This window comes from Serratia bockelmannii (assembly GCF_051803255.1).
Lineage (GTDB): Bacteria > Pseudomonadota > Gammaproteobacteria > Enterobacterales > Enterobacteriaceae > Serratia > Serratia bockelmannii.
On the sequence record NZ_CP196512.1, the window covers coordinates 1,617,570 to 1,629,470 of the forward strand.

The 11,901-nt window shown below is 36.9% G+C and carries 9 protein-coding genes; all 9 read left to right on the forward strand.

Annotated elements, in window-relative coordinates; genetic code table 11:
- Positions 1 to 22: 22 nt before the first annotated feature.
- The 9 genes from ACSJLU_RS07810 (at position 23) to wbaP (ending at position 11,667) form a co-directional block, all read left to right on the forward strand.
- Positions 23 to 1,339: an oligosaccharide flippase family protein gene (locus ACSJLU_RS07810; protein WP_141997633.1), complete on the forward strand. Its 1,317-nt coding sequence runs from the start codon at positions 23 to 25 to the stop codon at positions 1,337 to 1,339.
- Between the two features lie 77 nt (positions 1,340 to 1,416).
- Positions 1,417 to 2,952 carry a hypothetical protein gene (locus ACSJLU_RS07815; RefSeq protein WP_141997635.1) on the forward strand — a complete coding sequence of 512 codons (1,536 nt, stop codon included), beginning with the start codon at positions 1,417 to 1,419 and terminating at the stop codon, positions 2,950 to 2,952.
- A gap of 120 nt (positions 2,953 to 3,072) precedes the next feature.
- Positions 3,073 to 4,320: an oligosaccharide flippase family protein gene (locus tag ACSJLU_RS07820; protein ID WP_197832365.1), complete on the forward strand. Its 1,248-nt coding sequence runs from the start codon at positions 3,073 to 3,075 to the stop codon at positions 4,318 to 4,320.
- Between the two features lie 19 nt (positions 4,321 to 4,339).
- The gene (locus ACSJLU_RS07825) at positions 4,340 to 5,497 is read left to right on the forward strand and encodes a glycosyltransferase family 4 protein (protein ID WP_439041073.1); all 1,158 of its coding nucleotides are present in this window, start codon (positions 4,340 to 4,342) and stop codon (positions 5,495 to 5,497) included.
- A complete protein-coding gene (locus ACSJLU_RS07830) occupies positions 5,472 to 6,938 on the forward strand; it encodes a hypothetical protein (RefSeq protein ID WP_380825928.1) in 1,467 nt (488 codons plus the stop codon). Before ACSJLU_RS07825 ends, ACSJLU_RS07830 begins: the two co-directional genes overlap by 26 nt.
- Entirely contained in the window at positions 6,931 to 7,869 is a 939-nt protein-coding gene (locus ACSJLU_RS07835; protein ID WP_197832367.1) for an ATP-grasp fold amidoligase family protein, read from the forward strand. The genes ACSJLU_RS07830 and ACSJLU_RS07835 overlap by 8 nt, the downstream gene beginning before the upstream one ends.
- Positions 7,866 to 8,927, forward strand: a complete 1,062-nt coding sequence (locus ACSJLU_RS07840) for a glycosyltransferase family 4 protein (protein WP_141997645.1) — start codon at positions 7,866 to 7,868, stop codon at positions 8,925 to 8,927. The genes ACSJLU_RS07835 and ACSJLU_RS07840 overlap by 4 nt, the downstream gene beginning before the upstream one ends.
- A 75-nt stretch (positions 8,928 to 9,002) precedes the next feature.
- Positions 9,003 to 10,160 (forward strand): glycosyltransferase family 4 protein, encoded by a 1,158-nt coding sequence (locus ACSJLU_RS07845; RefSeq protein ID WP_141997647.1) that lies wholly within the window; start codon positions 9,003 to 9,005, stop codon positions 10,158 to 10,160.
- Positions 10,161 to 10,233: 73 nt separating this feature from the next.
- Entirely contained in the window at positions 10,234 to 11,667 is a 1,434-nt protein-coding gene (gene wbaP, locus ACSJLU_RS07850; RefSeq protein WP_439041074.1) for an undecaprenyl-phosphate galactose phosphotransferase WbaP, read from the forward strand.
- Positions 11,668 to 11,901: the final 234 nt, after the last annotated feature.

Genomic DNA, 11,901 nt, shown 5'->3' on the forward strand with positions numbered 1-11,901 from the left:
TACTAGAAATAGGTTGCAGGAGATGGCTATTAAAATTTTTAAAAGTAGTGAGAGTAAGGAGGTTATAGTACACTCCATTATTTCACTTTTCGTAAGGGTTCTAAGTGTACTCTCAGCCTTTTTGATGAATTTGACGGTGGCTAGGGTACTGGGTGTTGAAGGGGCGGGTTATTTTCTCTTGGCACTAAGTATTATTACATTCCTTTCGACAGTAGGACGGTGCGGTTTTGACAACTTAGTTCTTAGGTTCTCAGGAATTTCTTCAGGGCAAAATACCACACTGATATCTAGCCAGATCTTAAAAAAAACCTTGTTAGGCTGTTTTGTTATTTCAGTGGCACTAGCACTAATATTGGCAATTTTCTCAAAGACTATTTCGGTAAGCTTTTTTTCAAAGCCAGAACTGGATCTCACTTTGTTATCAATTTCGCCAGGATTAGTAGGTGTTTCACTCTTTACCTTGTTGGCAATGGCTCTGCAGGGGCTTCGAAGAATAATTCTTTCTGTATTTATTCTTAACATTAGTGTAAACATTATTTTTATTCTTATTGCTCTTAGCGGGGTAATGCATTCAAGTACTGACGCCTCGCTTGCCTTTTCTGCTTCTGCGTTGATTACTGCTATTCTTGGTGGGCTTATATATCTTTCGATTCAGCGCAAAAGCAAAGAGGCTAATTTAACGGTGGTACTGGAGCAGACAGACATAGGATGGGGAACTGTGCTTACTTCAGCTATACCCCTGTGGACAGTTATCGTTCTGAGTCAGTTTGTCCAGTGGTCTGGGCAATTTTTGAGTGGCGGCTATGTACCTGCTGATGATATCGCACGTTTCGCTGTCGCACAGCGTACATCGATGCTGACAAGTTTCGCCTTAATGGCAGTAAATTTGGTTGTAGCTCCCAGATTCGCTGCATTCTATCATTCGGGTAAGCTTGTCGAGCTAAGGCGGCTTGCTATAATGTCGACTCGATTGGTAGTTGTCGGTGCTGCGCCAATGGTTATTGCTGTATTTTTTTTCCCAGATTTGATTATGAGTTTTTTTGGGAAAGACTTCATTGAAGGCGCCAGTTTATTGAAAATATTAACAATTGGGCAATTGGTTAGTGTGCTAACAGGATCTGCTGGCTACCTGCTGATGATGTCTGGACACGAAAAAGACGTGCAGAAAGTTTTTTTGTTTTCGGCCCCTTTAATATTCATACTTATAATGACGTTAACCCCTATCTGGGGGATTGTTGGGACAGCGTGGGCAACATCAATAACTATTTCGGTTCAAAGTTTAATTACAGTTTTTTTCGTTAAGCGAAGACTCGGATTCTACTCATTAGAGTTCAAGTAAACTTGATCAATCACTCAATTTTTTAGGCTGGTTAATAGTTTTGTTCAACATGCTCTTTGTTGACTTATAGAGAGGTAATGATGAGAAAGCTTATTTTATTGATTTCAATGTTTGGACTATCTTCGACAGCGCTATCGGCAGAAATGGTAGCGAAGAGTGAAGGTAATGTCGAGCCAGCCAATACTGCACAGCAAATGAACTATCACTTCGGAGTTGCCACTCATTTTGTAAGAAAAATGCGAAGCATGGCCCACTGGGATCCCGAGAAGTATATCCCAGTAATCGCTGCTATGAATGTCGGCTGGATTCGAGATGAAATCATGTGGGATAAGGTAGAGAAGGAAAAAGGTGTCTATTCCATCCCTAAAGAAGATCTCGAATGGATTAATATTGCTAATAAATATGGTATAAAAATCATTATTACATTTAATGGTAATAATCCGAATATATACAGCGATAATCAATTTCCTCCTGATGCCTACTCCAATGCAATTGCATATGTTGCCCAACAATTACAAGGAAAAATAGATGCTATTGAAGTGTTGAATGAACCATTCAATTGGTATGCAAACTCGTTCGCCCAGGGGACAAGGAATGCAGGAACAATTTATGGTACGGCCAAGGATGGTACAATCGAAAGCTGGATGCGCAACTATGTTCAGCTATTAAACGAATCAGCTGACAAGATTAAGGCAACGACTAAAGGGATAAAGGTCATAGGTCTTGGTGGATTTCCTGCAATGAACTGGCGCATGATAAGGTATGGGCTCAGCAAGAATGTTGATGGCATTACATTGCATCCATATAGCTATGCAACCACACCTGAAATAATGCCGTATCCTGACTCAAAAGCAAGTTTCAAGAAAAACGGAAATACTTTTATCTCTGACAAAGACGGGAGTTTTTCTGCACTTATTAATAGAATGCTTAATTTCTCCATTGAGAATGGTGGGCCGAAAAGCATCTGGTTAACTGAGTGGGGATGGACGACTAAAAAGAACTTTCCAATCTCAAGAGGAAATTTTGTTGGTGTTAGTGAGGATGAGCAAGCAGTGTATATACAACGGCGCTTCATGGAGTCTTTGGGCGTTGGAATTAAAACAAGCATCGTTTATTCTTTCATGGATGACAAGAATGACACTGGTATTGCAAGTCAGGTCAACAGCGAAGATAACTTCGGCTTGTTGCGGTCGGATGGGACCCCCAAACCTTCATATTATGCAGTACAGCGTTTGGCTTCGTTATCAGTCAACTTGATACCTGCTAATGATGTCAGTTACATTATTCAACAAGAATCAGCCAGACCAGATGATTCGCCTGCTAAAGCTTTTGATGGTACCTTGCTTTACGCACCTGATCGAGTGATATCTTACCAATTTAAAAATGAAAATAGCAATACGAGATACATAGCTGCTTGGTCGATGGAAAAATATAGTCAAAAGCCGCCTAGGCTTTCAAACTTAACTTTACCTATGTCCGTTAAAGGTATTGCTGTGACGAATATGCTTACTGGCACCAAAGTGGAGTATAATACAACTACTGTGGGTAGTCATAAAGTTGTGCATAATTTGCCGATCCCAGTCAATCCAGTTCTTATCGAGTTGCAAGAATAATAAGTTCAACTAAGCTTGGTGGTATATCACTCAGATAAAAGCGCTGATATGGGAATGTGATTTTTTTCATGTAAAATCTGGGTATGCCTTGATAGCTGATTTCATATTAGAGATGCCAACTTGAATATTTTAAAAAATTCGTACTGGATCTCTGCAGAAAAAATAGTGACAGTACTTGGCTTGATTTTTGTTACCTCATATGTTGCTAAATATATTGGGCCGGAAAATTTTGGCAAGCTAGCATTTTCTACAACTATTTTTGCAGTTATTCAGTCAATTTCTTTGTTAGGGACTGATAGTATCATTTTTAAGAGAGCATGTGCTAATAAAAATTCGTGCTTCAAGTTAATGAGCGCAGTTAAGAGATTACGTGCATTTATTCATCTCTCACTCTCTGCGCTTGCACTGATTTGGTTCTACTTTAACTCTGATTATCTGACATTTATTTTTCTTTTAGCTTCATGTATCTCTGTCTATTTTGTAACTCAGGATGTGTTAAGAGTTTTCAATGAGGCGACATTAAACTCCAAGAAAAATACACTGGCAAATCTAGTCGGTTTGGTTGTTGCCATTTTTTTTCGATATGTTATAGCCGTATTAAGTCTTGATCCGGCATGGCTAGCAGCTCCGATCATCCTCGTTTCATTGATACCTTATTTGATTAGAAAGTGGAATTACCGACTTCAGCACAAAATAGTTATTATTTCCGAATTTCAAAGACGAAGATATATATACTATACTCTGGTTGTTGGCGTGCCTCTGGCAATTTCAGGCATCTCGGTTACTATTTACACACGATTTTCGCAGTTTGTTCTTATCTATTATTATGGCGATAGTGAATTGGGTGTTTTCTCAGCGGCAAGTACGATCGCTACCTCTTGGGCTTTCATTCCATTATCAATTGTTACCTCTTACTTTTCTATTATTTATAAAGAAAAAGCAAAAGAAAATATCGAACATTACGTCCTACAAGCTAACAAGATCGCATTCTCAATATCTATATTAGCGGTCGTTGGTGTTTTACTAACAGGAAGGGAAGTCTTGTCCTTTTTGTTTGGCAATGCATATTTATCAGCTTACTATACGTTAGTGCTTCTAACTGTCGCATCACTATTCTCAGTTATGGGGGTTGTGTCATACCGCTATATTATAAAAAAATCTGGGTATCATTACTTATCTATCAAAGCACTGATGGTTACTATCACCAGCATTATATCGGCTATCTTTTTTGTTCCTGGCCATGGGAGTATAGGCGCAGCTTATAGCATTTTATTAACTGAGTTTGCGTCTTTAACTTTTTTTAATTATTTCTTTAGGCGTGGCGAAATTGGGAAAATGCACCTATCAATGTTTTCACTAAATAAATAATTTTTTAAAAGGTGGTGTAATGCGAGTTCTCATTATTAATACCCTTTATGCCCCCAATTTTGTCGGCGGTGCTGAACGCTCAGTACAGCTTCTAAGTGAAGAGTTGGTTAAAAATGGAGACGATGTGCGTGTTATCTCGTTGCATAAGAGGTCAACTCGCGAGTGCGCAGTTATAAATGGAGTTGAGGTTGTTTATTTGCCGTTAAGAAACGTCTACTGGCCATTCGATAATTTACCCAGAAGATATGTAGAAAGACTAGTCTGGCATTTTATAGATAATTATAATCCCATGATGAAAGAATTAATTTCATCAGAGATCTTGTTGTTTTCACCTGACATTGTTCACACCAACAATTTGTGTGGATTTTCTGTTGCTGTATGGGATGCAGCACATAAGTGCGGTGTAAAGATAATTCATACCGCCAGAGACTACTATCTTTTCCATCCAAGCTCAACGCTGTATAAAAAGGGAAGAAATACTAATGAGCGTAGCGTTAGCGTACTGATCTTTTCTTTTCTAAAAAAGTTAAAGTCACGAAAGGTTAGTCTTTTTGTTGGGATAAGTGATTATATAAAAAACTTCCATACTGTAAATGGTTTTTTTTCCTCCAGAGATGGTATAACTATTTACAATGCTGTGTCTATTAACCAGGCACAAAGAGAAAGAGATGATACTGTTAAGATAGGCTATATAGGTCGGCTTAGTGAAGAGAAAGGTTTTGATGACTTCTGTTCAGCCATTATTTTCTTGCGAAATAAAAATATTAGCATAGAAGCATTAGCCGCTGGGAGAGCAAATAACTCTAAAAATAGTAATGCTTTCGAAGTCTTGGCAGATGCAGCGAATGTTAGAATCAGTGAGTATAAGGATATCCAAGAATTTCTTTCAAAAATTGATGTGGTTATTTTGCCTACAAAGTGGAGAGAACCATTCGGACGGACTATTGTTGAGAGCGCTTTAGCCAATAAACCTGTATTTACGAATCCTATTGGCGGAATTGTTGAATTGATGTCTCTATTGCCCAATGTAAAGCCATTGGTATTAAAGGATGTTGAGCGAGAGATTTTAATTCCGAATGTTGCTTTCCCTGATACGCGCGATGTGATTGTATTTAGTATTGAAAAAACAACTAACGAGTATAAGAAAATATATGAAAGAGTCTGCAGCAGAACTTGAGCTTAAAGAAGTGCCTGGTGAGTTGATCTCAATCGATTCTTTCGTTTTTTTAGTTGGGTTTTTTTTCGCACTCTTCTATTTGTATTCGTTTTCTAAAGGTCGTGGTTTTAGCCGATATCTTTTTTTCTTTCTGCTATGTTATATAATTTGTTCATTTTCATCATATAACATAATGGTTATGCCAATACATGATTTTAATATTCCAATTGCGCGTAACTTTATCTATCATTATAAACTTTACTCAATATTATCACCTTTAGACATAGTTTCTATTGTGTTCTTATTTTTTGTGCTGTCTCGAGTCGTAATCTTAAAGGCAGATTACTTTAATGTTAACCCATTCATAATTAAAATACTGGCATTGATTGTTCTTCAAGCAGTTTTCATTGCTGTTATTTCTTCTTTTGGTTATTATGTGCACTTAACACAAGGTGGAGTGGCTAGTTTCAAAGATCATGCTGTCTACATCCGAGGTGTCATTTATTTCCTGACGATTTTAATTTTGTTCTTTAAAATATATCCTGAGTTAAAAAACTATAATTTTTATGATATTTTAAAGTTATTCATTGTAATTGATATAATTAATTTTATTTCAGGTTTAATTTCATGCGGTATCTACTATGATTTCTTATGGGAACGATATGGGATAAAAGTTACTATTATAGATCAAGACAAAATATATAATTACTTTACAATGTACGTGTTGATTTTTGTCGCAATGACTTTTTCCTTTAGCAAACCAGTAAAATTTATTCACTGGGGAGTACTGATTATCGGTCTCTTCATGTTTTTAAATATATATAAATTTATTTTTGCCATTGCTGCTATTTTTTTATTCTATGACATTTTAATTTCTGCGTTTTCAGGCGGAAAGTATAAATTAAAAATAGCGCTGAGTGCACTTGTTATAGCATTAACATTGCCAGCAACAGCACCTTTGCTAGTCAGCAAGTCGATGGGAACTCGCTCTAGTCAATTAAATGATTATTGGGAGTATACAGGACATTACTTCCCGGCAAACCTTATTGGCATAGGTTATGGTGGGAAATATATTTCACCGACAGGGGTTGCTGATAAAGGAGAGACAAAAAAGATCGATCAGTATCCTGAAGGGGAAGTTGTCTATAAAAAAAGTATTCAGATGCCGATGTTAACTCAGATTAAGAATAGTGGAGCTATTGGTCTTTCTTTTATGTTGGTTATGGCTCTCGTATTCATTCATCTCATTATTCATCAGAATGTTATGAAAAATATAACAATTTTTTCAACAGCGATTTTCTTTAATATTCTATGGTTGGCGGCTAGTACTAGCATCGTTATTCAGCCATATCCAATGCCTTCGCTTTCCTTTTTCAAGCTTTTGATTTTGGCTGTTTTGCTTATTCACTTTAAAGATGAGTCCGGAAAGCGGCAACCCATTACCGAGAATTTTCATGAATAGTTGGTTTTTTTTCGCAAAGAAATATTTATTCCGACTGATAAAAAGAATAATCCGTTTCGCTCCTTGGTGGGTTCAAGATTGTTTGGTTTTTCTTTATTATTTTAGACGTTTCCCTAGATTGAGAAACCCGATAGGCTTCAATGAGAAAGTGCTGTATAGAAAAAATAGGCAGTTTGAATTGAGCGCTTTTACTATATTGGCTGATAAATATAAGGTCAGACAGTATATCAGTGATACAATAGGGGCGGAGTTTCTTGTGCCTCTTATTTTTCATTCAGAACATCCTGTGAAACCTTCTGATTTAAAATTCGGATGCGATGTAATTATAAAACCAAATCACTGTGCTGGGCTTTATGTGATCGTGCCTGAAATAGCAGATGATTTTTTTATTAATAAAATCTGTAATGAGGTAAATAAGTGGCTTTCTATAGATTTCTCACAAGTCCAGAGAGAGAGACACTACAGTAAAATACCCCCTAAAATACTGATTGAAAAGCTATTGGGTGACGGAGTACAGGCTCCTGTTGATTACAAGTTCCATATATTCAATGATACTAATGGTCGGGTAAATTACGTGTTACAGGTAATCGATGATAGATTCTCCGGTAAGATTCGTAGATCATTTTATGTAAATAGTTTGGAAACTGTGTTTTGTAAAGAAGATGGGGCGGGTGGAATAGCTGTTTGTAGCAAGCTACTTGCTTGTGCATTGAGTAAAAGCTTAAAGTTGGCCGCTAAATTTGATTATGTCAGGGTTGATTGGTATATTCATTCAGGAAGTTTGTACTTTGGTGAAATGACATTTACGCCTGCTGCAGGATTTGGTACAGGCTTCGGTGATGAATTAGACTATGTGATGGGGCGCTTTTGGTCTATGAGTTCATTGGATCAATTACGAGTCTCCACAGCTGGATTGGAGCGCTATAATTGATTTACATTAATGCAAGATTTCTCACTCAGGAACTCACAGGGGTTCAGCGTTACGCCAAAGAGATCTCTTTAGCGTTGATGTTGCTCAGAGATGATATTATTTTTCTTGTTCCTAAGAACATTGTTTTTCAGGAGTTCGCTGAGTCTGCAACTATTAGAATTGTAGGTCGTAATACTGGTTATCTGTGGGAACAGTATGATCTACCGCGGTACCTGGAGACGCTGGGAAGTCCTTTACTTGTGAATCTTTGTAATCTAGCGCCGGTTTTTTACAAAAATAAAGTTATTACACTCCATGATATTACTTATAAGCGGTTTCCAAAGAGTTATAAATGGCAATTCCGAAGTATTTATAATTTTGTGACTCCTTTTTTGATTCGTTCATGCAAGAAAGTTGTGACAGTGAGCAACTTCTCTAAGAATGAATTGATTCATAATTTCTCATGTAATGCCGACGATGTGGATGTTGTTTATAATGCTGTGTCGAGAAGTTTTATTTACAATAGCGAAACCGTTTCTAAAACAGAAGTGAAGTACTTTCTGGCTTTATCGTCGCCTCTTTATCACAAAAACTTACGTTTTCTAATTGATGTTTTTTTAGCCTTCTCGAAAAAGTACGATGTTGAGTTGAGAGTTGTTGGTGATAGAAACCATGCTAACCTTTCGTTTGACAGTGATAAATTTGACGAGCTAAATGCAAGTCGTGTGAAATTTTTAGGAAGAGTCGATGATAATTCTTTATCAGAATTGTATCGAAATGCAGTGGCGTTTGTGTTTCCATCTCTCTATGAAGGATTCGGCATTCCACCTATTGAGGCTCAGGCCTGCGGCTGTCCAGTAATTTCTTCGAATGCAGCCTCTATGCCTGAGGTGTTACAAGACAGTGCCTTTTTTTTCTCGCCAGAGAGTAACGCCGAGCTATATTCTGCTATGGAACTGCTAATGTTGGATAAAAATTTAAGGGAAGAGCTAGTTGCGAGTGGGCGAGAGAACGCAAGAAGATTTTCTTGGAGTAAATCTGCAGAAAAGTTAAACTCTCTTTTGGATAGCATAATTTGATTAATTTCACGCTTTTCTTCCCTATAGACTTATATGGGGTGTTTTTAGAAATGAAAATATCCCTAGAGGTCAACAATGTCATATAGCAATGTTAATATTGGTGTTGTAGCAGATTGGTTAGTTACATATGCTGGTTCAGAGAGTGTTATTAAACAAATTCTTAATGTTTTCCCTGAATCAACTCTTTACGCTGTAGTTGATTTTTTAAATGAACGAGATCGTGCTGAATTATTTGATAGATCTGCGAAAACCACATTTATACAGCAGTTGCCTTTTGCAAAGAAGCTCTATCAATCATATCTTCCATTAATGCCTTATGCAATTGAACAGCTAAATATGAAGGAACATGATATTATCATATCGAGCAGTCATGCTGTTTCTAAAGGTGTTTTATCTGGTCCTGATCAATTGCATATTAGCTATGTTCATTCACCAATGCGCTATGCATGGGACTTGCAACATCAATATCTAAAAGAGTCCGGCTATGATTCCGGGTTGAGGGGAGTGTTGATTAAATGGTTTTTGCATAAAATGAGACTCTGGGATTGCAGAACTTCTAATAGCGTAGATCATTTTATTGCCAATTCACATTTCATCGCAAGAAGGATAAAGAAAGTATATGGTCGAAATGCTGACGTAATTTACCCGCCTGTTGATATCTCTCAATTTGTTTTTAGAGAGTCAAAAGATGATTATTACATGACGGCCTCTCGACTTGTCCCTTATAAACGGATAGATTTAATTGTAGATGCTTTCTCGTTAATGCCAACTAAGAAACTAGTTGTCATTGGTGATGGTCCTGAAATCAAAAAAATTAAGATGAAGGCGTCTTCTAATGTCCATATATTGGGCTACAAAGATAAGTCGGTTCTTATCGACTATATGTCACATGCCAAAGCATTTATATTTGCAGCAGAAGAGGACTTTGGTATTGTTCCTGTTGAGGCTCAAGGTTGCGGAACCCCTGTTATCGCATTTGGAAGGGGAGGCGCTCTGGAAACCGTTAGACCTCATGGTACCGGAAAGGCAACAGGGCTATTCTTTGAGCGACAAGATGTTAAATCATTAATAGAGAGTGTTCATCGCTTTGAAAAAATTCAAGATAAAATTCTACCTTCCGATTGTTATAATAATGCGCTGAAGTTTTCTTCTGAGAGGTTTGATAAAGAGTTTAGTGAATATGTCAGAGAAAAATGGCTGTTATTCAATGAAAATAAAACGATTTTTTATTAATGGTTTTTAGTTAAGTATTCTTATTAATAGTGAATAAGATTGTTGTTCAAATTAGTTATGGATGGAAAACCCAATGTCAAATAGCCATGGGAATGTCAAAGGTTTTATTTCTAAGTTTGCATTGATTTTATCTGATCTGGTATTTTTTAATATATCGATATATATATCTTATTTTCTTATCGATAGGTTTTTAGATGATCCGGGTATTTATCTTTTATCTGATGGGTATGGCGTTAGAGTCCTGGTGCATTTTATTCTCTCTCTGATTTGTATTTTTTGGTTTCTCACTAGGTTACGGCACTATACCTACAGAAAGCCTTTTTGGTTTGAATTGAAAGAAACTGTTCGTACGTTGCTCATCTTTGCAGTTTTGGATCTTTCATTGGTTGCTTTTTCTAAGTGGAATTTCTCGCGTTACATTTGGATGTCTACTTGGTTACTGATTATTTTTCTTGTGCCGTTAGGTCGAATCATAACTAAGCACGTGTTGAATAAACTCAACTTATGGAAAAAGAATACTATTATTATAGGTTCTGGAAGGAATGCGATGGAGGCTTATGCTGCATTGCAAAGTGAAGAGGTACTTGGTTTTGATGTAACTGCTTTTTATTGTACTGATGTTCCGCGCAATAATATTTCGGCAAATGTCCCTGTAATTGAAACGGAAGAGCGGTTGTGGGAGATTGCTGATGTTGAAAATACGCAATTCATTGTCGCACTTGAATATGAACAGAATACGCTTCGCGATTGGTGGTTGAAGAATCTTGTTAAACACAATTGCCGTTCTGTATCGGTTATCCCTACTTTGAGAGGTGTGCCATTATATGGGACTGACATGTCATTTATTTTTAGCCATGAAGTTATGATTTTGCGTGTTAATAATAACCTTGCCAAACGTTCATCAAGAATCGTTAAGCGCCTATTTGATATAGTGGGTTCATTTTCTATTATTCTTGCATTATCACCAGTTTTAGTTTTTCTTGCTTATAAAGTATCTCGAGATGGTGGTAAGGCTATTTATGGGCATGAGCGTATTGGACAGAATGGTGTTAAATTTAAATGCTTGAAGTTTAAATCCATGGTCGTGAATTCTCAGGAGGTTTTGAAAAATCTCTTAGAAAATGATGTAGATGCTCGCGCTGAATGGGAAAAAGATTTCAAACTAAAAAATGATCCTAGAATTACAAAAATAGGCCATTTTATTAGAAAGACAAGTCTGGATGAGTTACCGCAGTTGTGGAATGTGTTAAAGGGAGAAATGAGCTTAGTTGGCCCACGACCGGTTATTGAAGCAGAGCTTGAACGTTACGCTGGTGACGTAGATTACTACTTAATGGCAAAACCTGGTATGACAGGGCTTTGGCAGGTTAGCGGACGTAATGATATTGATTATGATACGAGAGTTTATTTCGATGCTTGGTATGTGAAAAATTGGGCATTATGGAATGATATTGCTATTCTCTTTAAGACTATAGGCGTGGTTTTGAAGCGTGATGGTGCTTACTAATTAATTTCTTTTTCATTTTATTTATGCCTGAAGAAGGCCAGCTTTAAAATTTTCTCCGTTAAGGCTGGCTCTAATCATGTTGTGGTTTTACTTGAGTTCATTTGGCGCGACGTTTGAATATATAACGTTGCGACCTCCTTTCTATGATGTTTATTCCCTATCTTATTTCCCATATCCTTTCTCCGATGTTTGTTTTCCTACCTTATTTTATTCCCCATATCATTTCTTGATTCT

What these genes read in the sequence shown, in the direction of transcription:
- ACSJLU_RS07810 (WP_141997633.1), top strand. Translation starts at nt 23, where the DNA reads ATGGCTATTAAAATTTTTAAAAGTAGTGAGAGTAAGGAGGTTATAGTA.
- ACSJLU_RS07815 (WP_141997635.1), top strand. Translation starts at nt 1,417, where the DNA reads ATGATGAGAAAGCTTATTTTATTGATTTCAATGTTTGGACTATCTTCG.
- ACSJLU_RS07825 (WP_439041073.1), top strand. Translation starts at nt 4,340, where the DNA reads ATGCGAGTTCTCATTATTAATACCCTTTATGCCCCCAATTTTGTCGGC.
- ACSJLU_RS07830 (WP_380825928.1), top strand. Translation starts at nt 5,472, where the DNA reads ATGAAAGAGTCTGCAGCAGAACTTGAGCTTAAAGAAGTGCCTGGTGAG.
- ACSJLU_RS07835 (WP_197832367.1), top strand. Translation starts at nt 6,931, where the DNA reads ATGAATAGTTGGTTTTTTTTCGCAAAGAAATATTTATTCCGACTGATA.
- ACSJLU_RS07845 (WP_141997647.1), top strand. Translation starts at nt 9,003, where the DNA reads ATGTCATATAGCAATGTTAATATTGGTGTTGTAGCAGATTGGTTAGTT.
- wbaP (WP_439041074.1), top strand. Translation starts at nt 10,234, where the DNA reads ATGTCAAATAGCCATGGGAATGTCAAAGGTTTTATTTCTAAGTTTGCA.